Here is a 23,191-nt window from a genome sequence, read left to right as displayed (position 1 = left end):
GATGATGAATAGGGTCGTTCTAGTAGGTCGTTTAACCAAAGATCCTGAATTGCGTTACACTCCAGCCGGAGTCCCGGTAGCCACTTTTACTCTTGCTGTGAACAGGGCATTTTCCAATCAGCAGGGAGAAAGAGAAGCCGATTTTATAAACTGCGTTGTTTGGCGCCGTCCAGCTGAAAACGTTGCTAATTTCTTGAAAAAAGGAAGCTTAGCAGGTGTTGATGGACGTCTGCAAACACGTAATTATGAAGGGCAGGATGGAAAACGCGTATATGTTACTGAAGTGGTAGCAGAAAGCGTCCAATTCCTTGAACCAAAAAATCCAAACTCTGAACGTGGCGGGAACAATGATTTTAATGGTGGATACCAGAAAAATCAAAATTCCTACGGGCAAAATCAGAATCAACGTAACCAGAACCAAAACCAAAACCAAGGCTACACTCGAGTTGACGATGATCCATTTTCAAATAATGGACAACCAATCGATATCTCGGATGATGACCTTCCATTCTAAATAAAAAGGAGTGAATATCATGGCAGGTGGACGCAGAGGCGGACGTAAACGCCGTAAAGTTTGTTACTTTACATCCAACCATATCACACACATCGATTACAAAGATGTAGATTTGTTGAAAAAATTCATCTCTGAACGCGGAAAAATTCTTCCACGTCGTGTAACTGGAACAAGCGCTAAGTACCAACGTAAATTAACGATTGCGATTAAACGCGCTCGTACTATGGCATTACTTCCATACGTTTCAGGTGAGTAATAAATGAAGAAAAAAGACAGTGAGGGTTTTCTCACTGTCTTTTTTCTTGGATTCGGTTAATGCTCTATGGTGATATACCCCTTGTTGATGGGCATAGACTCCTGTACAGAAAAGCGGGTTATGGTGAGACTCTGCAGACTTAGAAACGATGAAGAAGCTTACCAACCGCCAGTTAAAAAGCGAGAGTCTCGAGCCGAAATTAACAGGCTAATTGAACAGATCCTTTCATCTCCAAGCAGTGCAGGTTTATAAAGTCACTTATTTTGGGCATTCTGTTCTTTTAAAAGGGTATAGTAATAAAAGTTGAAGCTGCCTAAGGGATTATGCTTTCAAACGTTCTGGAGGCAATATGGAGCTAGCACAGCATGATGACTGCAATATGAAAATTGAGGATGAGAAGGCTAGCGCGTGTATCTCTATATCCATAACGATGCTCCTAAATGGGACATCGTTTTTATGTTCCCTTTTGAATGTGTTAAAATAGAGGCAATTGGTAAAAGAACAATAAAGAGGTGAAAAGGTGAATTCAAGGAGGATAACGGATGGAGCATTGATGCTCGCCATTTATATCGTCTTGCTGCTAATAACGGTTTATATACCATTCATATCACTTATATCTATGTTTTTTATGGTATTTCCGTTTCTATATTACAGTTCAAAATACTCCCTAAAATATTCGGTTATTCTTTTTATAGGGAGTTGTATCATTACAGCCATTTTTTCTAATGTAACATTTATTACCTTTACAGTTGTGTATGGGACAGTGGGAATAGCAATGGGCTACTGTATTTCAAAAAAGAAAAGCTTTTTTACTGTGTATGTAGTTTCGAGTCTTGTTTTTTTAGTAGACATTGTCGTGTATTACGTTGTTTCAATTGTCTTCTTCCATTTCAACTTTATAAAGGATTCTGAAAATCTGACACTCCAATCCATTCATCAATATGCAAGAGTCTACAATGCTCTTGGGCAAAAAGATGCTTACACAAAATTGGAAGAGACGGTTACTGCAGCTATAAAGATGCTTGACACTGTTTTCCCTAGCGCTTTACTTATTATGTCTTTTGCAACCGTACTTCTTTTTATGGCGGTCAGTTTTCCAATCGCCCGACGGCTCGGAGTAAGTATACCCCAATGGAAGCCCTTTCGAGAATTTCAACTGCCGCGTAATATTATATGGTATTATTTATTTACATATATATTATTATGGGTGCTAAAGCCGTCACCAGGGACGTTTTTATACATGGCCATCGTTAACCTTGTGTTTCTTTCCCAGCTTTTAATGATTCTACAAGGGTTGTCCTTCATCTTTTTTATTGCCTATCGCCAAAAATGGCCCAAAGCAGTTCCTGTTATGATTACCATTTTTTCATTTTGGTTATCTCCTGTGAGTGAGCTAGTCAGTTTATTGGGAGTAGCTGATTTAGGACTCAATTTAAGAAAGCTGATTGAGAAAAAATTATGAATGAAAAATGGGCACTCACCATGAATGTTTTTGACATGATGAATACTATTTAGGAGCTGAAATTATGCCATCATATTACAACAAACGGATGATTCGTTATCCGTTGTATGGGTTAATTGCGGTATCTTTAGCACTGCTTGCTATCATAGCCTTTTATTATTGGTGGATTACAGCAATTGGCCTTGTTTTTTTAGGTGCCTTATTTTATATGGCCTTTTATTTAGAACAAAAGACAAACGAAGAGATTGAAAACTATATTTCCACCCTTTCCTACAGGGTAAAAAAAGTAGGGGAAGAAGCCCTGATGGAAATGCCAATAGGAATTATGCTCATCAATGATGATTATATAATTGAATGGACCAATTCCTTTATGGCATCCTGCTTTAATGAGGATACTCTTGTGGGCAGAAGCTTATACGATGTAGCGGATACACTTGTTCCATTTATTAAGCAGGAGCTGAATACGGAAATTGTCACGCTCAATGACCGAAAATATCGTGTCATCCTTAAACTGGAGGAGCGCCTGCTTTATTTCTTTGATGTTACGGAGCAAACACAGGTCGAAAAGCTGTACGAAGAAGAAAGAAGTGTCCTTGCCATTATCTATTTGGATAATTATGATGAAATGACACAGGGGATGGATGACCAGACCAAAAGCAGCTTAAACAGCCTTGTGACGTCCATTCTAAATAACTGGGCAATGGAGCATGGCATTTTTCTAAAAAGGGTATCCTCTGAACGTTTCTTTGCTGTTTTTAATGAAAAAATTCTGCATGATTTGGAAAAGGAAAAGTTTTCAATCCTGGACGAAGTAAGAGAAACCACCACCAAGAAAAATGTTCCCCTTACATTAAGTGTGGGTGTAGGTTCTGGCGTCCCTTCCCTTCCTGATCTGGGAACACTGGCACAATCAAGCCTAGATATTGCACTTGGCCGCGGAGGGGACCAGGTCGCGATGAAACAAACCAACGGCAAAGTGAAATTCTATGGAGGCAAAACCAACCCTATGGAAAAACGGACTAGAGTCCGTGCAAGGGTCATTTCCCATGCTTTAAAGGAATTAATGCTTGAAAGCGATAAAGTCATCATTATGGGGCATAAGTTTCCGGATATGGATGCTGTAGGAGCAGCTATCGGAATTCGGAAAGTCGCACAAATGAACCAAAAAGAAGCTTATGTTGTGATCAATTTCAATGAGCTTGATACAGGTGTTAAACGTTTAATCAATGAAATCAAACAGTATCCTGACATCTATTCCCGTTTCATTACACCCGAGGAAGCAATCGAAATGGCAACCGAGGATACATTGCTTGTGGTAGTGGATACCCATAAGCCATCTTTTGTTATTGAAGAAAAGCTGTTGAAAAAAATTGATGATGTGGTGGTCATCGATCATCACCGCCGAAGTGAAGATTTCATCAAAAATCCTATGCTCGTGTATATGGAGCCTTACGCATCATCTACTGCAGAACTGGTCACTGAGCTGTTAGAGTATCAGCCAAAGAATGAAAAGATTAATTCATTAGAAGCAACTGCACTGCTTGCCGGTATTATTGTGGATACAAAAAGCTTTACACTTAGAACGGGTTCGCGTACATTTGATGCAGCTTCATATTTAAGGGCATTGGGAGCTGACACTGTACTTGTTCAAAAATTCTTAAAAGAAGATGTAGATACCTATCTGCAGCGATCTAAAATAATAGAAAAGGTAAAATTCTATTTTGATGGGATAGCCGTTGCCTGCGCCCCTGAAAATGTGATATGTACACCAGTACTAACTGCACAATCTGCCGACACGCTGCTGACAATGGACGGTGTGCAAGCGTCTTTTGTTATTGCCAAAAGGGGCGAAAATGAAGTGGGGATCAGTGCCCGATCATTGGGGAATGTCAATGTTCAGGTTGTTATGGAAAGTCTGGATGGAGGCGGGCATTTGTCAAATGCCGCTACCCAGCTGAAAGATGTTACAATTAAAGAAGCCGAGAACCTATTGCTAAAAGCAATTGAAGATTACTTGGAAGGGAGTCAAAAATCATGAAAGTAATATTTCTAAAAGATGTTAAAGGAAAAGGCAAAAAGGGAGAAACAAAGAATGTGGCAGACGGATATGCACACAACTTTTTGCTAAAGCAGGGCCTTGCTGTTGAAGCAACAACGGGAAATCTTAAGGGACTTGAAGCACAAAAGAAAAAAGAGGCGCAAGCCGCTGCCAATGAGCTCAGCGAAGCGAAACAACTAAAAGAGCAAATTGAAAAATTAACGGTAGAATTAAAAGCAAAATCAGGAAAAGACGGTCGTCTATTTGGATCTATTACGAGCAAGCAGATTGCTGAGGAATTAAATAAAGTCCATAAAATAAAAGTTGATAAGCGCAAAATAGAGTTAAATGATGCCATCAGAACACTTGGATACACCAAAGTTCCATTGAAATTGCATTCTGACGTAACAGCAACCTTAAATGTACACATTACGGAAGAAAGCTAAAATTGCCAGAGCTATTGAAACCACGTTCATGTTACAATAGAATGACAGTATGAAAAATGTGGTCATATTTTAGATCACATTTTTTATATGGATAAAATGTAAGCAGACTGCCCATAAAGAAAGTGGGAGGTTAAAATAGATGAGTGATTTATTTGCAGATCGTATTCCGCCACAGAATATTGAGGCGGAGCAGGCGGTACTTGGTGCAATTTTCCTTGAGCCGGCTTCCTTAATCATGGCGACGGAGATTTTGATTCCGGATGATTTTTACCGGAGTGCGCATCAAAAGATTTTTGATATATTCCTTGAGTTAAATGATCAGGGAAAAGCGGTAGATTTAATTACTGTGGCAGAGGAGCTCGGCGCTAAGAAATTGCTCGAGGACGTAGGCGGCATTTCGTATTTAAGCGAACTTGCCGCTTCGGTTCCGACTGCAGCCAACATAGAGTATTACGCAAGAATAGTAGAAGAGAAGTCGCTATTAAGACGGTTGATCCGGACGGCAACGACCATTGCTCAGGATGGATATGCCCGCGAAGATGAAGTAGACGAACTCCTGAATGAAGCAGAAAAAAGTATTATGGAGGTTGCCCAGCGAAAGAATGCAGGTGCTTTCCATGATATTAAGGATGTTCTGGTAAGAACCTACGACAATATCGAACTCCTTCATAATCGTAAAGGGGATATTACTGGGATTCCTACTGGGTTTGTGGAGCTGGACGGGATGACAGCAGGCTTCCAGCGTAACGATCTAATCATTGTAGGGGCGCGTCCTTCAGTGGGGAAAACGGCATTTGCCTTGAACATTGCCCAAAATGTTGCAACAAAGACGGAGGAAAACGTAGCGATCTTCAGTTTGGAGATGGGGGCAGAGCAGCTGGTTATGCGTATGCTTTGTGCAGAGGGAAACATCAATGCCCAAAACCTTCGTACAGGCTCCTTAACTGATGAGGATTGGCGAAAGCTGACGATGGCTATGGGAAGCTTATCAGATTCAGGTATTTACATTGATGATACTCCAGGTATTAGGATCAGTGAAATCCGTTCAAAATGCCGCCGCTTAAAGCAGGAACATGGGCTGGGCATGATCTTAATTGACTATCTTCAGCTTATCCAAGGGAATGGCAGATCCTCTGATAACCGTCAGCAGGAGGTTTCCGAGATTTCCCGTTCTTTAAAAGCATTGGCCCGTGAGCTTCAGGTTCCTGTAATTGCCCTGTCACAGTTATCCCGTGGTGTGGAACAAAGACAGGACAAGCGTCCAATGATGTCAGATATCCGTGAATCAGGAAGTATAGAGCAGGATGCAGATATTGTAGCCTTTTTATACCGTGATGACTATTACGATAAAGAATCCGAGAATAAAAATATTATTGAAATCATTATAGCCAAACAGCGTAATGGCCCGGTAGGCACTGTTCAGCTGGCATTTGTGAAGGAGTACAATAAGTTTGTTAATTTAGAAAGACGCTTTGATGATTCACAGGTCCCAGCAGGAGCGTAAAAAAACAGCCTTTTTGGCTGTTTTTTTTATATAGGAGAGAAAAAGTTAGTCTCTGTCCAGTTCCAGCGCCTTTCGGCTAGTGGTTTTCTCCATCCTCTCTGTCAGATAAGTCAACCTCAGCTCGCGAAAGGCCTCACTGTGTCTCCTTTTTCCTTTATCTCCCTCTGAGACGCCGATGAGCAAGGTCTTGCGCTATACCCGTTAGTATGATTAGAGTGGGAAAAGAGAATATATTTTTTCCTTTTTAGAAAAATAAAGAAAAACAGTACAAAAATCTGTACGTGGTTTCTTTTCCCTTTTGCAGCAGCTGCCAAATGCTCAATTAAAACTCAAAGTAAAAAACAACAGAGCCCTTTTAAAAAAGCGATATTAAAAAGAAGCATTCAGCTGCTGCACTTATTACATACGAACAAAAAAGCTTTGTATTTTGTTAATGTTCGTGTTTTGGTTGACTTTTTCAAATAAATACTGTTAGAATGAAATTATCAAATGTAAAAAAACTTTTTTACGGAGGTACGGTATATGTCTTCAGTTGTTGTGGTGGGAACTCAGTGGGGAGATGAAGGTAAAGGAAAAATAACAGATTTCCTTTCTGAAAATGCAGAAGTAATTGCGCGTTATCAAGGCGGGAATAATGCGGGACATACCATTCGTTTTGATGGTGAAACTTATAAGCTTCACTTAATTCCGTCGGGGATTTTCTATAAAGAAAAGAAAAGTGTTATTGGAAACGGTATGGTTGTAGATCCTAAAGCTCTTGTTCAGGAACTTAAATACTTGCACGACCGCAATATTACAACAGATAATCTGCGCATCAGCAATCGTGCCCATGTCATTCTTCCATATCATTTGAAAATTGATGAAGTAGATGAAGCGCGTAAAGGTGTAAATAAAATTGGCACAACTAAAAAAGGAATTGGGCCTGCCTATATGGATAAAGCAGCAAGGATCGGTATTCGTATTGCTGATTTATTGGACCGTGAAGTATTTGAAGAAAAACTTACAAGAAACCTTGAAGAAAAGAACCGCTTACTGGAACGTTTCTATGAGACAGAAGGATTTAAGCTTGAAGACATTTTAGATGAGTATTATGAATATGGACAGCAGATCAAAGACTATGTTTGTGATACTTCTGTCGTTCTTAACGATGCCCTTGATGACGGAAAACGGGTATTATTTGAAGGGGCACAAGGTGTTATGCTGGACATCGACCAAGGGACATACCCGTTTGTTACTTCTTCAAATCCAATTGCGGGCGGTGTGACAATTGGTTCAGGTGTCGGACCTTCAAAAATCAATCATGTAGTAGGAATTGCAAAAGCCTATACAACAAGAGTCGGAGACGGGCCATTTCCAACAGAGCTGAATAATGAAATAGGTGATCGAATCCGTGAAGTAGGACGCGAGTATGGAACAACTACAGGAAGACCGAGACGTGTAGGCTGGTTTGACAGTGTTGTAGTCCGCCATGCACGCAGAGTGAGCGGCTTAACAGATCTTGCCATTACTTTGCTGGATGTATTAACAGGCATTGATACATTAAAAATTTGTGTAGCTTACCGTTACAAAGATCAAATCATTGAAGAATTTCCTGCAAATTTAAAAATACTTGCCCAATGTGAACCGGTATATGAAGAACTGCCAGGCTGGACAGAAGATATTACAGGAGTTCAATCCCTGGATGAACTGCCTGTTAATGCCCGCCATTATATCGAGCGTATTTCTCAATTAACAGGTGTGCCATTATCAATCTTTTCAGTAGGACCGGATCGTAAACAAACGAACGTTGTACAAAGTGTGTGGCGTTAAAATAAAATAGCAATCTTAGAACAGGTTTAATTACGGGAATACAGTTTTTGGTATTCTGGTGGTTAAACCTGTTTTTTAATTTTTTTTTAAGAAATTTGACGAAAGTTGTTGCAAAAGCGTAAATGGCTGTGATAAGATAATAAACGTTGCTGGACGAGATAATCTTTAAAAGAACAGATCAAAAGACATCAATGATGCCAAAGGTTCAAAATAGATTTTCATCCATGGACACATCTCATTATGAGCCATTAGCTCAGTCGGTAGAGCACGTCAGAATAAGCTTCATTCGAAATGACATCAGCATACCAATCGAGCCGCATCTTGCAAAACATCCTGAGATTGGGACGTCGTAGATGCTTACAAGGTTCAAATTAGATTCTACATCTAAGAACACATCTCATTATGAGCCATTAGCTCAGTCGGTAGAGCATCTGACTTTTAATCAGAGGGTCGAAGGTTCGAGTCCTTCATGGCTCACCATTTACATAAAAAAATGGTCCCGTAGTGTAGCGGTTATCACGCCTGCCTGTCACGCAGGAGATCGCGGGTTCGATTCCCGTCGGGACCGCCATTTTTTTATTTTGTCAGATAGATTTTTATTAAATAAATTGTCTTTCTGAAATCGGGACGAAGGATAGGCACAATTTTTTATAGGAAACATTATTATTATGGCTCGGTAGCTCAGTCGGTAGAGCAAAGGACTGAAAATCCTTGTGTCGGCGGTTCGATTCCGTCCCGAGCCATTGACCAAAAAGCACTGCGATGACAAAGACTCTCGCAGTGCTTTTTTAACATGATTGATATAATGGCCGATTAAAGTTTATACATCATTTGAGCATGCCTCTAAAAATGTTTCACTTCACTAAATACCTCTGGTTGCTCTAGAGGTATTTTTGTGTCGCCTATAGAATGGAATAGTTGGAAACAGCTAATATTATGAAAAAGATGAATTAAAGGTCAGAAAATGGTACAGTAAGATAGAGTACGTGTACTCATATTTTTTGTGAGCTTTTTTGCCTTTATGCTCTTAAATGGTAAATGAAATAATGTTAATAACACGGCTTTAGCCTATAAAAAATAGCCAGCTGCTGTATAAAATGGCAGGTTGAATGCATGAAAGAAACAGGAGGTTTTAAAATGGATAAGAAGATATTAGTAGTTGACGATGAAAAGCCAATTGCAGATATATTACAGTTTAATTTATCTAAGGAAGGCTTTACGGTTTATTGTGCCTACGATGGAGACGAAGCGATTCGCATGGTGGAAGAGGTTCAGCCTGAGCTAATCGTTTTAGATATTATGCTGCCGAACAGAGATGGCATGGAAGTATGCCGTGAAGTACGGAAAAAGTATGATATGCCGATTATTATGGTGACGGCTAAGGATTCTGAGATTGATAAAGTGCTCGGATTGGAACTAGGGGCTGATGATTATGTTACAAAGCCTTTTAGTACAAGAGAGCTGATTGCACGCGTTAAAGCAAACCTAAGGCGCCAGCAGCATGTCGCAAATGCAGCGGATGAAGAAGAGGAGAGCAATGAAATTGCCATTGGATCCCTTGTGATTCATCCTGACGCATATGTTGTGACAAAGCGCGGGGAGACCATTGAGCTTACACATCGTGAATTTGAGTTGCTATACTACCTTGCTAAGCATATCGGACAGGTTATGACCCGTGAACATTTGCTTCAAACCGTATGGGGATATGATTATTATGGAGATGTCCGTACTGTTGACGTTACAGTAAGGCGTTTACGTGAAAAGGTTGAGGATAATCCAAGCCATCCAAGCTGGATTGTAACCCGAAGAGGAGTCGGTTATTATCTTCGCAATCCTGAACAGGAGTAAGATATGAAAAAGGTTAGCATCTTTCAGTCCATTCATCTTAAGTTTGTTTTAATCTATGTGCTGCTTATTTTAGTAGCAATGGAGATTATTGGCGTATATTTTGTAAACAAGTTAGAATTCCGCCTTGAAAATAATTTCAAAGATTCCATTCTTGTTCAGGTAAAAACACTTGAATATAATCTTCGGGAACTGATGCTTGAAAGTGAAAAGAGCGGCCAGGACCAATCCAGTGAGATTCGAAAAGTTTTATCCGATTTTGCTGGAGAAGATATTTATGAGGCACGCCTCATTAACAGTCATGGACTCATATTGGGAACGTCAAATTCAAACAATCAAGGAATCGTTGGCCAAAAATCCACAGAAAAAATAGTGAATCAGGCTATTGCTTCTCAAAGCCAGCAGGACAATATTTTTTTAGACCAGCACACAGGAAACCGGCTATGGGTGGTAACATCGCCGATTAGCTCTAATGGCCAGGTCATTGGATATGTTTATTTAGTTTCCAAAATAGAAACCGTTTATCAGAACATGCAGGAAATTAATAATATCTTTGCAACCGGGACGGGTATAGCCCTTTTAATTACAGCCATCCTGGGAATTGTTCTCGCCCGAACCATATCGCGGCCTATTTCTGATATGAGAAAGCAGGCCATGGCCATGGCGAGGGGGAATTTTTCACGTAAAGTAAAGGTATATGGGAACGATGAAATTGGCCAATTAGCCTATTCTTTTAATCATATGACGAAAAAGCTTCAGGAAGCCCAGGCGACAACAGAGGGTGAGCGCAGAAAGCTTGCATCAATCCTTGCTTATATGACCGATGGAGTGATTGCAACAGATCGCAGAGGAAGAGTCATCCTGATTAATGACCCGGCGTCAGAGCTTCTGGATGTTTCACGTGAAACAGTACTTTCTCAGCCGCTAATCTCTCTATTAAAAATAGAAGATACGTATACCTTTGAAGATCTTTTGGTAGAGCAGGACTCTGTTCTTCTTGATTTCAGCACTAAGGAAAATACGTATATACTAAGAGCCAACTTTTCAATCATCCAGAGTGAAACAGGTTTTGTCAGCGGCTTAATTACCGTACTTCATGATGTAACGGAGCAGGAGAAAATTGATGCCGAACGCCGTGAGTTTGTTGCAAACGTATCCCATGAATTAAGGACGCCGTTAACAACAATGAGGAGTTATTTAGAGGCGTTGGCAAATGGCGCGATGCAGGATGAGGAAATTGGTCCGCGCTTTCTCAAAGTTACTCAAAATGAAACAGAGCGGATGATTCGTCTTGTAAACGACCTATTAAAGCTGTCGAAAATGGATAGCAAAGATGATCAGTTAACAAGAGAGTACGTTAACTTTATTGGGTTCTTCCATCATATTATTGATCGTTTTGAAATGACGAAAGAACAGCATGTTACTTTTAAAAGGAAGCTTCCAAATACAGAAATATTCGTAGAAATAGATGAAGATAAACTGACACAGGTATTGGATAATATTATTTCAAATGCCTTGAAATATTCTCCTGAAGGCGGACAGGTTAAATTTAAAGTAAAAGAGCTGGAGAATATGATTGAAGTAAGCATTTCGGACCAGGGAATGGGCATTCCAAAGGATAATATAAAGAAAATCTTTGAGCGTTTTTACCGTGTAGATAAGGCAAGAAGCAGACAAATGGGAGGGACAGGCCTCGGTCTTGCCATTGCAAAAGAAGTAGTTGAAGCACATGGTGGGCGTATCTGGGCGAGCAGTATTGAAGGGAAAGGAACAACTATTTACTTCACTCTTCCATATGAACGCTCACAAGAGGATGAGTGGTCATGAGATACGAAACAATTAAAACGATGATCCTAGCCGTATTTGTCGCGGCAAGTATCTTTTTAACATGGATGATTTGGAATTTCCAGCCGCATTACGATACGATTGACCGCAGAGATATTCATCAAGTCTCCATTGCTGAGGAAAGAGATACAGGAAGTCTTATAAAGCCTGGGAAAATTATGGTTAACCAGGTAAACAGGCATTATGGAACAACGGATGAATCTGAAATAAACGATATTTTAAAGGAGATGAAAGGCTGGAGCTTTTACGGCAGCCAAGGAATAAAAACGCTCTCCGTTAAGGATATTAACTCTCTGGAGATAGGGAACAACCATGTTGATATTGTTTTTCCTGAAAATGTTCCTGTAAAGGTCTATAAGGACGTAGTTCAATTTAATGATAAGAGCCTGCCGGATACCTCTTTTAATCGAATTGTGATTGATTTTACAGATGGCGGACACAGGGATAATAATCTCTACTTTCTTTCAACCACATCACAAAAGGCATACGTCTGCTCAGTAAACTATCAATATATTAGTTCCTTAATGAAGGACATTAATAAAACACTTTATGATTCTTACAAACTGTATGATGTTTATAATCTTTCTAAAGGGAAAACCATTTTGCTGCCTAAAGATCAAACAAATATGAACACGTACCGTTATATAACGGATGAAGTCCCCCCAGAAAAGTTTGAGAGAGCCCTCTTTCCAGATCCTAACTTTGTTAAAAAGGGAGAGGTTGGTGATTCCCAGGAGTATACCAATGGGACAAGTATGATGAGGACGAATGATTCAAGCAAAATGCTTTATTATATAAATCCTTCAGAAGATTCCAATTATCAAACCAATGCAGATGATTTATTAAAAAGAAGCCTGGAGTTTATGAATCACCCTGGAATGTGGACGGATACCTATCACTATTTCCAAATGAACCTGAAAAAGCATCAAGTGATATTTAGAATGTATTTACACGGAACCCCTGTCTTTGAAAACTCTAAAATGGCTGAAATAATGCTCCAATGGGGAGAAAATGAAATCTATCAATATAATCGTCCGTTCTATAGATTGGCGATTCTTGTACCTCAGAAGGTTTCGGAAAGCATGCTTCCTGGCGGCGCTGAAGTGATTCAGGAAATAAGCAAGATTTCAGGCATCAGTCTTGATAGAGTAGACGATTTGCAGATAGGGTACCAGCTTATCAATGATACAGACTATGATTCTAAGCAGAATAACGTTCTTATTTTTGAACCTGAATGGTATTACTTATACAATGGTGACTGGATTCCCGTCTCACAGGATCAGTTAGGAGGTAAACAGGGTGGATTGGAGTAAGACCAAAACAATGTTTATTCTCGTCTTTCTTGTTCTGGATGTGTACCTTTTAACCCAGTTTTGTTATAAGTACTCTAAAAGCAAGCTGGAATTTATCCCAGATTACTCTTTGGAGCAAAGATTGAAGGCGGATGATATCAATTATGACCATTTGCCTCAAACGAAGGAAAAAAGCCAATTTATCAGTGCAAATACAAGGTCATTTACAAGTAAGGATATTCAAAATTTAACAGACCAAAAAGTTACGATAAATGATAGCAATAATTCCACCATTTCTTCCATTATTAAGAGTCCCCTTGCTTTAAAGGGGAAAATGAGTGGAGATTCCATTGAAAGACAGCTTGACCCTTATGTAAAAACGAATTTAGTGGATGGCAATAAGTATAGTTTTTGTAATTATGATAAAAACAAAAAGCAGATTGAATACTGTGAACAATATAATTTTAAAACCATTTACAATAATATGAGCGGACATATCATTTTTTACCTTAATAATAAAAACCAAGTGACCTCATACGACCAAACACTATTAAACGATATTAAAGTATTAAATGAAGAACAGGATGTACTTCCTGCTATTCAAGCAGTCGAAGCATTGCATACAAATGGGATGCTGCAGCCAAACAGTAAAGTAACAGAGGCTGAGCTGGGCTATTATACAATGGTACAATTGACTGAGGTTCAAGTATTGGTTCCTACCTGGCACCTTGTCGTAGAACATAATCATAAGCAGCAAAACTTCTTTGTAAATGCTTTCGAGGGACAGGTATTCCAGGCGGATAATAATCAGAATAAAATATTGGAGTGAATAGGAATGTCAATGCATTTTAGTGTACTTGCGAGCGGCAGTACAGGAAATGCCATATACGTTGAAACAGAAAGCCACTCTTTTTTAGTTGATGCAGGATTCAGCGGCAAACAGATGGAGTCTTTATTTCAAGAAGTTGACCGGAAAATTGATAGCTTAAGCGGAATTTTAGTAACTCATGAACATAGTGACCATATTAAGGGTGTGGGAGTTCTCGCTCGAAAATATAATCTGCCTGTTTATGCGAATGACAAAACGTGGAAGGCCATGGAAGGGCTAATAGGCGAGGTGCCAGTGGATTTGAAGTTCACTTTTGATATGGAAACGACTAAGTCCTTTGGTTCGTTGCAAATCGAATCCTTTGGAGTTTCGCATGATGCAGCTGAGCCCATGTTTTATTCCTTCCATTATGGACAGAGCAAAATTGTGGTCATTACTGATACAGGCTATGTAAGCGATCGAATGAAAGGCATTATATCGAATGCGGATGTATATGTTTTTGAAAGTAACCATGATGTCCAGATGCTCAGAATGGGAAGATATCCATGGAATATTAAAAGAAGAATTTTAAGTGATGTAGGACATGTGTCCAATGAGGATGCAGCTTTGGCAATGGGAGATGTCATTGGGGATAGGACGCGCCGCATATATTTAGCTCATTTAAGCCAAGATAATAATATGAAAGACCTTGCAAGGATGAGCGTTGAGCAAACCCTTGAAACAAGGGGGATTAAGGCAGGAGAACAATTCTCTTTATATGATACGGACCCCAAGGTACCAACACCGCTTATAGCCATTTAACAGGAGGCAGAAGGATCATTATTTTATTGGTAGGATAATGATTTTATAGCGGTTTTAAATGAGTTTAAAAAGAAGAATTTGATGGAATATAAGAGGGAGGTTTTAAATATAAGGCCTCTCTTTTTTTCTATATACATATTAGTAAATTTGGTAATTCTTATGGTGTATTCATGAAAAATTAAGAAAAGCTGATTATAATAACAATAACAATAGGAAAAATAACATTATCACTTGGATGGAAAGGAATGGTTTTATGGGCTACTATGATAATGATGAACAGAATCGTTCTTATAGGCAGAGGGGAAGTAAGCGCGGTTATTTCTTTACAGGACTAATTGGCGTTATTGTTGGTGCACTTATCGTTCTTATTGCTTTTCCAATGCTTTCAGGTAATGTTGAAGGAAATCAGCCAGTCCAGGATGCCACTCAGACAGTACCTTCTAAAACGCAAAACCTTTCATTAAATGTTAATACGGATGTAACAAGAGCAGTCGCCTCCTCGGAAAAGACGGTTGTGGGTATTACAAACATTCAAAAAGAAAGCTTTTGGGGTAATCTGGGCCAGGGAGGGGGCTCAGACCAATACAATCAGGGCCAAGGCGACCAGAGCCAGGGCGGCGATCAAAGCCAAGGTGGTGACCAGAGCCAAGGCGGCCAGAGCAGCCAAGGGCAGGAGGAGCCAGCAGCAACAGGATCCGGAATTATTTATAAAAAAGCAGGCGGCAAGGCGTATATTGTAACAAACTACCATGTTGTCAGCGGTGCCGATCAATTAGAGGTTACACTTTCAGACGGAACAAAACTTCCAGCTAAGCTAAGAGGCGGAGATATGTGGTCAGACCTTGCTGTACTGGAAGTAGACGGCTCTAAGATTAACCAGGTGGCACAGTTCGGAAATTCTGATGCTTTAAAATTGGGCGAACCGGTTATTGCTATAGGAAATCCGCTTGGCGAAGAGTTTTCAGGCTCCGTTACCCAAGGGGTTGTATCAGGCCTAAATCGTACAGTACCGATTGATTTAAATGATGATGGTGTAGAGGACTATCAGGAAGAGGTTATTCAAACAGATGCTGCCATTAACCCAGGCAACAGCGGCGGTGCTTTAATCAACATTGCTGGACAGGTTATAGGGATCAACTCAATGAAGATTGCCCAAAGTGCTGTAGAAGGTATTGGTTTCTCTATTCCGATTAATACAGCAAGACCGATCATTCAAGACATAGAGGAGTATGGAAAGGTAAAACGCCCTGCAATGGGAGTCCAATTACAAAATGTCAGTGATATTTCTCAGTACCATCAGCAAGAAACATTAAAGCTTCCTAGCAGTGTGACAGATGGTGTTATGATTCAAAAGGTCACAAATAACTCCCCTGCACAAGCAGCCGGATTAAAGGAGCTCGATGTCATTACAGCCTTGGATGGCCATAAGGTGACAGACATCATTTCATTGAGAAAATATTTATATGATAAGAAAAAACCCGGTGACAGCGTGACGGTTCAATACTACCGCAACGGTGTACAAAAAGAAGTGACACTGAAGCTAGTGGATGAATCGAATATGTAGCATTAAGAGAGAAGAGCGGAAAGCGGATGAGGCTTTCCGCTTTTTTTTATGCTTAGGAAATTAGAAAATGCTGAGCCGGCGGATATTTTTCTTGTCTAGCTTCAGCGCCTATCGGCTAGCAGATTTCTATATCCCCTCACTAAGATAAGTCAACATCGGCACGTGAAAAACCTCGCTGTGTTTCCTTTATCTCAGTCAAAGACTCCGGAATCCGTACGCCGAAGAGCAAGGCGCTTGTGCTTTTCATTGTCCAGCTCCAGCGCCTATCGGCTAGCGGATTTCTCCGTCTTCTCCCTGCGATAAGTCAACATCAGCTCGTGAAGAACCTCGCTGTGTTTCCTTTATCTCAGTCAAAGACTCCGGAATCCGTACGCCGATGAGCAAGGCGCTTGCGCTTTTCTTGTGCAATAGAAGAATAAAAACAATCCCAGTGCAAGCTTTGTGGATAAAAAGAGAATGGATTTATGGTATGATAGCCTGTGGATAGATGGGGAAACTAAAAAAATTAGAGTTAATACTAATATAAAAATAAAGAATTGATGCGGTTTAAGGATTATCCACAGCTTGTGAACAAGGATTAGCCATTTATATATCTAGTAGGGAACAAGTATTCCTATACAAAATGTGGATACTTTTTGTGGATATGTGGATAACATCTGTGGATAACGTGTTTGTAAAAGGAGGGCGACCTGTGAATATCTCTATCATTACAGTAGGAAAATTAAAAGAAAAATATTTAAAGCAAGGAATTGAAGAATACCTAAAACGTTTATCTGCTTATGCAAAAGTGGAAGTGATTGAAGTGCCGGACGAAAAAGCTCCGGAGGTTCTGAGTCATTCTGAAATGGAGCAGGTAAAGAAAAAAGAAGGGGAGCGGATCCTTGCAAAAATTAGCCAGGATACACATGTCATTGCTCTCGCGATAAAAGGAAAAATGATGACATCAGAAGATCTGGCTGATTCGCTGGACAAGCTTGCTACATACGGAAAAAGCAAAATCGCATTTATTATCGGCGGCTCCCTGGGACTAAGCAACGAGGTCTTAAAAAGGGCAGATGATGACCTTTCTTTTTCAAAAATGACCTTCCCACATCAGCTCATGAGACTGATTTTGGTGGAGCAGGTGTATCGGGCTTTTAGGATTAATAGGGGTGAACCGTATCATAAGTAAATGAGGTTTTTGAGGGAATATAAGAATCTAAACATTGAAAAAAATTTAATCTATTTAATCCAGTTTTTAAATTGACTAGCACTGTGAAAGGATGTTGACAGGCTAATAAAGCAAAAAGGCTGTCTAAATAAACAGAAATTTCATTTAGCCAGCCTTTTGGATTATGCAGTTTTGGAAATGATTTGGTTATTTTCTAATAAGGCCCTTGATTCATCATTAGCGGGCTGGTAACCTTTTCAATTAGTTCTTTTATGTATAATTTATTTTAAATAAAAGAAAACACAATCCCCGTTACAGTTGAACCAATCCACAGCGTAAATGATTCAAATACTCCGCAATTAAGCATTATAATAGCCCATTTTAAATCTCCGCGGAATAGCCGTTAGAAAACCAAAGAAGAAAGTAGCCCAACTTAAACCATTTTTAACTTGCTTTGTTAATCCTCCAGAGTTTTTTAGTTCAGCTTTCAAAAACCCCCATGTTAATGTGAAAAATCCAGTAAATTATTATCGAATCACCGATTTATCGGGAAACCTCATTGTTTTTTATACTCTGTGCAAACAGGTTTTTAAACAAAACCTTCTAGTACAATTTTACCAATCGTCCTATTGCTCTCCAAAAATTTGTGGGCTTGACGGACATTTTCTGCTGAGATCGGTCCAAGGACTTCGGCCAGTGTTGTCTTTAATTTTTGATGGTCCACAGCATCAGCAATACGATTAAGCAATAGATGCTGCTCAATCATATCATCTGTTTCGTAAACAGGGCGAGTAAACATAAACTCCCACACGAAGGTGACGCTTTTTTGCTTAAGCAATTTGAGGTCCAGCGGAGAGGTTGGATCATCAATTGCGCACACAACTCCTTGCGGAGAGATAGCTTCGCTAATACCGGCCCAGTGTTTTTCCAAAGCATTCAGGCAAAAAATGTACGGAACGTTTGTAAATCCAATTGCTTCAAGTTGTGGAAGGAGCGGGTCATGGTGATTAATGGTATAGTCCGCTCCCATTGATTTAACCCAGCTAACAGTTTCCGATCGGGAAGCAGTCCCGATTACGGTAAGCCCCGCTTGTTTTGCAAGCTGAGTGGCAATGGAACCTACACCCCCGGCTGCACCAATGATCAGCAGAGCCTTTCCTTTGTTAGGGCCCGGATCTTGGGAAATAGACATTCGGGTAAATAACGCTTCCCAAGCTGTAATGGAGGTTAGAGGAAGAGCTGCGGCTTCCACAAAACTTAAGGAAACAGGTTTGCGCCCAACGATTCGTTCATCGACCAGATGGTATTCACTGTTTCCGCCTTGTCGTGCAATACTGCCAGCATAAAAAACTTCATCTCCCGGACGAAACAATGAACAATCCGGGCCTGTCTCTTCGACGACTCCTGCTACATCCCAACCTAGAATTTTAGGAACTTCCTCAACTCTTTCCTTAGGAGCTCGTACCTTTGTATCAACAGGATTGACCGATATGGCCGCAACTTTGACCAAAATGTCACGACCCGTTGCTTTTGGTTTTTCTACAACTACGTCCACCAGGCTTTGGGGATTGTCAATTGGAAGGTAACGAGTTAATCCTACCGCCTTCATTGTATTCATGATAAACCACATCCTTTCCTTATTAGTATACCTGTTATTAGTATGGCTTAAAATAATTACTATTAGCCTATAGTTTCTAAGCATCAGTGAAATTAAGTGTTAATATAGATGTGAATGAGGTGTTAATAGTATGGAAGATATAACCTTAAGTTCACTGCTGGACGTCATTGGTGAATTATTTTCGGATGAAAGTTCGATTGCTGTTTCTAATACAAAAGAATATATCTACTATCGGCCAAGTAAACGAATTTATTTGAAAATTAGCGCCGGAGATCCTATAAAGGAAGGAACGATTGCCCATAAAGCAATGGTGACGAAGCAAAAGGTCTCAGAGTTTATTAACAGGGATATTTTTGATATTCCTTATCTTGGAACGGCCGTTCCATTTTTATATAATGAAAATCTTGAGGGTTACTTGGTTGGTCTGTGTTATAGTTAATGAACATAAGAAAATCGTTCCTTTCTTGGTTTATGTTTGTTGTGGTGACAGCATTATACTAAAGAGAACGGTTTTCTTGTTTTTTTATGCACAAAAAGAGGGTCGACTCCAAAAAGCCGTTAGGCTTTTGGGACACCCTCTTCTTTTCTAATAGGTTTTGTAAAGCAACATTGTAAATGTAAGCTTATGCTTAATTGTTTAATTCCGAAATATCCATTTCTTTTATGATTTCTGCTATCCGATTTTTTCCCCATACATACATCATTTCAACGATAGGAAGCAAAGTCATCCCCAATTCAGTCATGGAATATTCCACTTTCGGTGGAACTTCTGGATAAACCTCGCGATGAACGATTCCATCTTCCATCAGTTCTCTTAATTGATTCGTTAATATTTTATGAGATATTTTTGGAAAAAGCCTTTGGAGATCACTGAATCGATGTGGTCCTTCTACCCCTAAATGCCATAAAATAACAATTTTCCATTTACCACTTATAATTGATAAGGTAAGTTCTTTTTCACAATTATAATCACCATTTATGATCTTTTCTTTAACTTCATCTCTAAATGTATCTGGCATAAATTCTTACCTCCTTATTTGTATCAATTGTAACCTGTCGGTAACCTCCTTACAAAAAAGTGCATTCTTCACAGTGAAGAAAACAAGTAGTAGAATGAACTGGTCGTCTTACCGGCAAATCTTTTTCATTAATGAGGAGGAACTACAAATGAGTAAAAAAGCACTTTTAATTATACCACCAGAACGTTTCAATGAAGACGAATTATTTCAACCAAAAGCGGAATTGGAAAGCAACGGAATTGATGTGACAATTGCAAGTACAAAAACAGGTGAAATCATTGGGGATTATGAAGGTAAAGCAACTGCTGAGGTCATTTTCTCAGACGTTTTTGCTTCTGACTATGATGTTGTATCTGTTATTGGTGGATCTGGTACGAACGATCATCTATGGGAAAATCAAGAATTACAAGACTACTTGAAACGAGCGTATACTAATAAAGTTCTTGTAACAGGAATTTGTGCAGGTGCGGTTACAGTAGCTAAAACGGGTTTACTTACTGGAAGAGAAGCAACTTGCTATCCAGTAGATGTACAAAAAGACCAATTAAAAGCGAATAAAGTAACATATGTTGAAAAACATGTTGTTGCTCATGATGATATTATCACTGGTGATGGTCCAGATGGCGCTAAAGAATTTGGAGAAGCTTTAGTAAAAGCATTAAGCTAATTCTACAGTCTCTTCGCTGAATTTTCATATAATCGAAAGCCTACGGAATTAATTCCGTAGGCTTTTGGCTTTCCAAATGTAAGAAAAATACACCAGAAAATTAACCCATTTAATAGATAGAGTTGGTGCTGTCCTATGGAATTTGCTGGTGTTACAGTTGGAGCTTGTGGCCAACAAGAAGTCAGAGCTTGTCCCTTGTTCAGACAGAGTAAGGCAAGAAAATGAGAACCGTGTGGATTCAAGCACCAATGAATTATCCCAGTTAATTTTTACCTGGAGCGGGACAAAAGGCTGTGATAACCTTACTGCTATTTTAAAATTTGGTTAACCAGCAGATATAGTTGGTAAAATTAATGAAAGCAATCGTACGATTTCAGAACCGCTCCATAGGGAATATCGAATCTTGAAAAATTCATTGGAAGCTATTCAATCTAAGAAAGATAAGGCAATAGGTCTGTACGAAGATGGAATATTAAACAAGACCGATTTAAAGGACCGATTGGAAAAGTTAGATGAAGAAACTAGGCTATTGGATGACCGAATTGTGCCGATTGAGCAAAAATTGGGGCAAGCCAGCAAGCAAGAAATATCATTTAAAATGGTCAAACGGGTAATGAATCATTTTGAGGATTGTTATAAGAATTCCATTACAGACGAACAGAGAAAACAGCTTTTGCATTTGCTAATCAATAAAATTACGATAGTTAATGACCGCAAAATTGAATCGATACAAATTCAAATGAATAATGAAGTGGTTAGGCACTTTACAACGCAGGGAGAAGATAAATCATCCAGAGACGATGATTTATCTTCTCCTTTTTCCATTTTTATCAACCTATAAGGGGAGCGAGCAATAACATGAGCGTTATTAAAGTATTTAGACACTATATGGAGGAACAGCATCCACATTTGGCATATAAAGACTGGAAAGTAGATGTTAAAGCCATATCAGCGGACGACATAAGGAACGGGGAGCTAGGCAAGTATTCCGGTTGAATTTAAGAAAGAACTAACGTGTTGGGTATTCTTCTATGATGGCGATGCATCGAATGTGGTTTACTTATTACAGGATAAACAGGGGCCCTTGGCCTATTGAAAGATGGTGAACTTATTAAGCCTATAAGCTTTGTATGAAGTCACTGGCGGGTGAATATATAGGACAATTTATTATGATAAAGGGTCGGAGAGGTTTGCTCTTAAAGAGTTATCGTCTCTTTTTCGTGCGTGATTTAACAGTAAAGGAGGTGAGCGTATGTCACCGAATGATTTGTTTAAAACGGGAGTGGTATTTGGATTATCTATTTATGCACTTGCTAAAAAAGGCTTTAAGGATACTAAATTACGAGAAGGTATGATAAGGAAGGTTATGAATCCTTTTGTATTTATCATATGTTCCCTAACCATGAACATCTTAAAACAAAAGAAAGCATAATTCAAATTACAAAGGGGAAAATTGCAAAGTTGTATTCCCTGTATAAATTAATGACTTGGAGGATAACTGACAGATAAATCGATGGGAAGAGGGAAAAAACCACTTCTCTTTTTAATACAATAAAAAAACCTCATTTAGATTCGTTATGGTGAACCGTACCATAAGTAAATGAGGTTTTTTAGTTGAAATTTTGGTTGGTAATTAGATAATATGTTTCCGCTCTCTACACGCATCAATTGGTCCGCAATTCGTCTCCAAACGAATAATATTGAAATTTATATGAAAAACAGAAAGACAAATATCCTAATGCAAAGTTACAACTCATGCATTACGGTCTGAAGGAAGTTTCTGTAGCTAACCCACGTGGGTGCTGAGATTGCTAAAATTAAATTGAATAACAGCAGATGGTAACGAGAATCTATAGAAGATCCTCGTCGTACCGTCTGCTTTTATTTTAATATTTTAGTTAATTTTTTAAAAAAAAATTGATTTCTGAAAATTCTTTTACTATAATTACTTTAAATTCCTTATTCAGATATTAAAATGAACTTTTAGTATTGTAATTAGTTATCATATTTTAGTTTCAGTACTCACATTAGGAATCAAACTAAAAACTATAGACGAAAGGAGGTACTCCGTTGGATTATAATCTGGATGAATGGGACAAAGGCATTATTCAATGTCTTTCTAAGGATGGAAGAATTTCATTTACGGAAATTGCTTCAACCTTAAATGTCACCGAAAAAACAATACGGCTGCGTTATAAAAACCTTGTGGATAATGGGATTATTAGCGTTGTTGGAGTGGTAAATCCGGTTTCAATCGGTATAAAGGCTGGGGCCATCCTCCAATTAAAGGTAATTCCTCAAGGGATGGATCAGGCAATTGAGGCATTAAAATCCTTTCGGGAGATTCGTTTTATCACAATGACTTCCGGACCATATCCCCTGCTCGCTCAAATTGCGGTTCCCGGACAAGATGATATTACCCAGCTTATTCACAGAATTAATAAACTCCCATTTATCACTGAAATTAATACTATTATTCAGCACGAGGTTTATAAAACCTCATACGATTACTTTTAGGGAGTAGTCAATAAA

22 protein-coding genes, 3 tRNA genes and 1 pseudogene are annotated in these 23,191 nt (G+C 39.2%); 24 read left to right on the top strand and 2 right to left on the bottom strand.

Annotation, left to right across the window (positions count from 1 at the left end; translation table 11 throughout):
* Nucleotide 1: 1 nt before the first annotated feature.
* The 17 genes from ssb to rlmH all read left to right on the top strand — a co-directional run bounded on the left by ssb (nt 2) and on the right by rlmH (nt 17,376).
* The gene (ssb, locus tag A5N88_RS15660) at nt 2–514 is read left to right on the top strand and encodes a single-stranded DNA-binding protein (RefSeq protein ID WP_066267733.1); all 513 of its coding nucleotides are present in this window, start codon (nt 2–4) and stop codon (nt 512–514) included.
* A gap of 19 nt (nt 515–533) precedes the next feature.
* A complete protein-coding gene (gene rpsR, locus A5N88_RS15655; protein WP_066267732.1) occupies nt 534–770 on the top strand; it encodes a 30S ribosomal protein S18 in 237 nt (78 codons plus the stop codon).
* Nucleotides 771–1,290: 520 nt separating this feature from the next.
* Complete coding sequence (locus tag A5N88_RS15650; protein ID WP_083953176.1) at nt 1,291–2,232, top strand: YybS family protein; 942 nt, start codon at nt 1,291–1,293, stop codon at nt 2,230–2,232.
* 64 nt (nt 2,233–2,296) lie between these two features.
* A complete protein-coding gene (locus A5N88_RS15645) occupies nt 2,297–4,270 on the top strand; it encodes a DHH family phosphoesterase (RefSeq protein WP_066267729.1) in 1,974 nt (657 codons plus the stop codon).
* Nucleotides 4,267–4,716 carry a 50S ribosomal protein L9 gene (gene rplI, locus A5N88_RS15640; protein ID WP_066267727.1) on the top strand — a complete coding sequence of 150 codons (450 nt, stop codon included), beginning with the start codon at nt 4,267–4,269 and terminating at the stop codon, nt 4,714–4,716. Before A5N88_RS15645 ends, rplI begins: the two co-directional genes overlap by 4 nt.
* A 139-nt stretch (nt 4,717–4,855) precedes the next feature.
* Nucleotides 4,856–6,220: a replicative DNA helicase gene (gene dnaB / locus A5N88_RS15635; RefSeq protein WP_066267725.1), complete on the top strand. Its 1,365-nt coding sequence runs from the start codon at nt 4,856–4,858 to the stop codon at nt 6,218–6,220.
* Nucleotides 6,221–6,742: 522 nt separating this feature from the next.
* Entirely contained in the window at nt 6,743–8,029 is a 1,287-nt protein-coding gene (locus A5N88_RS15630) for an adenylosuccinate synthase (protein WP_066267723.1), read from the top strand.
* Between the two features lie 404 nt (nt 8,030–8,433).
* Nucleotides 8,434–8,509: transfer RNA gene (locus A5N88_RS15625), tRNA-Lys, on the top strand.
* A 15-nt stretch (nt 8,510–8,524) separates the two neighbouring features.
* Nucleotides 8,525–8,600: transfer RNA gene (locus tag A5N88_RS15620), tRNA-Asp, on the top strand.
* A gap of 99 nt (nt 8,601–8,699) precedes the next feature.
* Nucleotides 8,700–8,772, top strand: a tRNA-Phe gene (locus A5N88_RS15615).
* Between the two features lie 394 nt (nt 8,773–9,166).
* Complete coding sequence (gene yycF, locus A5N88_RS15610; protein ID WP_066267721.1) at nt 9,167–9,877, top strand: response regulator YycF; 711 nt, start codon at nt 9,167–9,169, stop codon at nt 9,875–9,877.
* A gap of 3 nt (nt 9,878–9,880) precedes the next feature.
* Nucleotides 9,881–11,701: a cell wall metabolism sensor histidine kinase WalK gene (gene walK / locus A5N88_RS15605; RefSeq protein ID WP_066267719.1), complete on the top strand. Its 1,821-nt coding sequence runs from the start codon at nt 9,881–9,883 to the stop codon at nt 11,699–11,701.
* The gene (locus A5N88_RS15600) at nt 11,698–13,032 is read left to right on the top strand and encodes a YycH family regulatory protein (protein ID WP_066267717.1); all 1,335 of its coding nucleotides are present in this window, start codon (nt 11,698–11,700) and stop codon (nt 13,030–13,032) included. Before walK ends, A5N88_RS15600 begins: the two co-directional genes overlap by 4 nt.
* On the top strand, nt 13,019–13,840 hold the full coding sequence (locus A5N88_RS15595) for a two-component system regulatory protein YycI (RefSeq protein ID WP_066267715.1): 822 nt from the start codon (nt 13,019–13,021) through the stop codon (nt 13,838–13,840). The genes A5N88_RS15600 and A5N88_RS15595 overlap by 14 nt, the downstream gene beginning before the upstream one ends.
* 6 nt (nt 13,841–13,846) lie before the next feature.
* Nucleotides 13,847–14,641, top strand: a complete 795-nt coding sequence (locus A5N88_RS15590; RefSeq protein ID WP_066267713.1) for an MBL fold metallo-hydrolase — start codon at nt 13,847–13,849, stop codon at nt 14,639–14,641.
* A 253-nt stretch (nt 14,642–14,894) separates the two neighbouring features.
* Nucleotides 14,895–16,205 (top strand): S1C family serine protease, encoded by a 1,311-nt coding sequence (locus A5N88_RS15585; RefSeq protein WP_066267711.1) that lies wholly within the window; start codon nt 14,895–14,897, stop codon nt 16,203–16,205.
* Between the two features lie 691 nt (nt 16,206–16,896).
* Nucleotides 16,897–17,376 (top strand): 23S rRNA (pseudouridine(1915)-N(3))-methyltransferase RlmH, encoded by a 480-nt coding sequence (rlmH, locus tag A5N88_RS15580; protein WP_066267709.1) that lies wholly within the window; start codon nt 16,897–16,899, stop codon nt 17,374–17,376.
* Between the two features lie 568 nt (nt 17,377–17,944).
* Here rlmH and A5N88_RS15570 read toward each other — a convergent pair.
* The gene (locus tag A5N88_RS15570; RefSeq protein ID WP_066267708.1) at nt 17,945–18,973 is read right to left on the bottom strand and encodes a zinc-binding alcohol dehydrogenase family protein; all 1,029 of its coding nucleotides are present in this window, start codon (nt 18,971–18,973) and stop codon (nt 17,945–17,947) included.
* 130 nt (nt 18,974–19,103) lie between these two features.
* On the opposite strand from A5N88_RS15570, the pseudogene A5N88_RS15565 reads away from it, so the two are divergent.
* Nucleotides 19,104–19,400: pseudogene (locus A5N88_RS15565) on the top strand (LytTR family transcriptional regulator); the annotation flags it as partial.
* A 202-nt stretch (nt 19,401–19,602) separates the two neighbouring features.
* On the opposite strand, the gene A5N88_RS15560 reads toward A5N88_RS15565, so the two are convergent.
* On the bottom strand, nt 19,603–19,992 hold the full coding sequence (locus tag A5N88_RS15560; protein ID WP_066267706.1) for a winged helix-turn-helix transcriptional regulator: 390 nt from the start codon (nt 19,990–19,992) through the stop codon (nt 19,603–19,605).
* A gap of 148 nt (nt 19,993–20,140) precedes the next feature.
* On the opposite strand from A5N88_RS15560, the gene A5N88_RS15555 reads away from it, so the two are divergent.
* From A5N88_RS15555 to A5N88_RS15535, 6 genes are all read left to right on the top strand, one after another.
* On the top strand, nt 20,141–20,659 hold the full coding sequence (locus A5N88_RS15555) for a DJ-1/PfpI family protein (RefSeq protein WP_066267705.1): 519 nt from the start codon (nt 20,141–20,143) through the stop codon (nt 20,657–20,659).
* 148 nt (nt 20,660–20,807) lie between these two features.
* A complete protein-coding gene (locus tag A5N88_RS25005) occupies nt 20,808–20,987 on the top strand; it encodes a hypothetical protein (protein ID WP_157090696.1) in 180 nt (59 codons plus the stop codon).
* 75 nt (nt 20,988–21,062) lie between these two features.
* Nucleotides 21,063–21,500 carry a hypothetical protein gene (locus A5N88_RS15550; RefSeq protein WP_066267703.1) on the top strand — a complete coding sequence of 146 codons (438 nt, stop codon included), beginning with the start codon at nt 21,063–21,065 and terminating at the stop codon, nt 21,498–21,500.
* A gap of 17 nt (nt 21,501–21,517) precedes the next feature.
* Nucleotides 21,518–21,655 carry a hypothetical protein gene (locus A5N88_RS25880; protein WP_232317585.1) on the top strand — a complete coding sequence of 46 codons (138 nt, stop codon included), beginning with the start codon at nt 21,518–21,520 and terminating at the stop codon, nt 21,653–21,655.
* Between the two features lie 256 nt (nt 21,656–21,911).
* Nucleotides 21,912–22,091, top strand: coding sequence for a hypothetical protein (locus tag A5N88_RS15540; protein WP_066267700.1), 180 nt, complete (start codon nt 21,912–21,914; stop codon nt 22,089–22,091).
* Nucleotides 22,092–22,729: 638 nt separating this feature from the next.
* Nucleotides 22,730–23,176 carry an Lrp/AsnC family transcriptional regulator gene (locus A5N88_RS15535; RefSeq protein ID WP_066267695.1) on the top strand — a complete coding sequence of 149 codons (447 nt, stop codon included), beginning with the start codon at nt 22,730–22,732 and terminating at the stop codon, nt 23,174–23,176.
* The last annotated feature ends 15 nt before the right edge of the window (nt 23,177–23,191 follow it).

It is taken from the genome of Heyndrickxia acidicola (assembly GCF_001636425.1).
Taxonomy (GTDB): Bacteria; Bacillota; Bacilli; order Bacillales; family Bacillaceae_C; genus Bacillus_AE; species Bacillus_AE acidicola.
This window is presented reverse-complemented; position numbering and strand designations above follow the sequence as displayed.

Bases quoted from the DNA above. Each gene is read 5' to 3' on its own strand.
- A5N88_RS15555 (WP_066267705.1), top strand. From the start codon at position 20,141: ATGAGTAAAAAAGCACTTTTAATTATACCACCAGAACGTTTCAATGAA.
- yycF (WP_066267721.1), top strand. From the start codon at position 9,167: ATGGATAAGAAGATATTAGTAGTTGACGATGAAAAGCCAATTGCAGAT.
- A5N88_RS15645 (WP_066267729.1), top strand. From the start codon at position 2,297: ATGCCATCATATTACAACAAACGGATGATTCGTTATCCGTTGTATGGG.
- A5N88_RS15570 (WP_066267708.1), bottom strand. From the start codon at position 18,973: ATGAATACAATGAAGGCGGTAGGATTAACTCGTTACCTTCCAATTGAC.
- A5N88_RS15630 (WP_066267723.1), top strand. From the start codon at position 6,743: ATGTCTTCAGTTGTTGTGGTGGGAACTCAGTGGGGAGATGAAGGTAAA.
- A5N88_RS15540 (WP_066267700.1), top strand. From the start codon at position 21,912: ATGTCACCGAATGATTTGTTTAAAACGGGAGTGGTATTTGGATTATCT.
- walK (WP_066267719.1), top strand. From the start codon at position 9,881: ATGAAAAAGGTTAGCATCTTTCAGTCCATTCATCTTAAGTTTGTTTTA.
- A5N88_RS15590 (WP_066267713.1), top strand. From the start codon at position 13,847: ATGTCAATGCATTTTAGTGTACTTGCGAGCGGCAGTACAGGAAATGCC.
- rplI (WP_066267727.1), top strand. From the start codon at position 4,267: ATGAAAGTAATATTTCTAAAAGATGTTAAAGGAAAAGGCAAAAAGGGA.
- rpsR (WP_066267732.1), top strand. From the start codon at position 534: ATGGCAGGTGGACGCAGAGGCGGACGTAAACGCCGTAAAGTTTGTTAC.
- dnaB (WP_066267725.1), top strand. From the start codon at position 4,856: ATGAGTGATTTATTTGCAGATCGTATTCCGCCACAGAATATTGAGGCG.
- A5N88_RS15600 (WP_066267717.1), top strand. From the start codon at position 11,698: ATGAGATACGAAACAATTAAAACGATGATCCTAGCCGTATTTGTCGCG.
- A5N88_RS25880 (WP_232317585.1), top strand. From the start codon at position 21,518: ATGAGCGTTATTAAAGTATTTAGACACTATATGGAGGAACAGCATCCA.
- A5N88_RS15585 (WP_066267711.1), top strand. From the start codon at position 14,895: ATGGGCTACTATGATAATGATGAACAGAATCGTTCTTATAGGCAGAGG.
- ssb (WP_066267733.1), top strand. From the start codon at position 2: ATGATGAATAGGGTCGTTCTAGTAGGTCGTTTAACCAAAGATCCTGAA.
- A5N88_RS15560 (WP_066267706.1), bottom strand. From the start codon at position 19,992: ATGCCAGATACATTTAGAGATGAAGTTAAAGAAAAGATCATAAATGGT.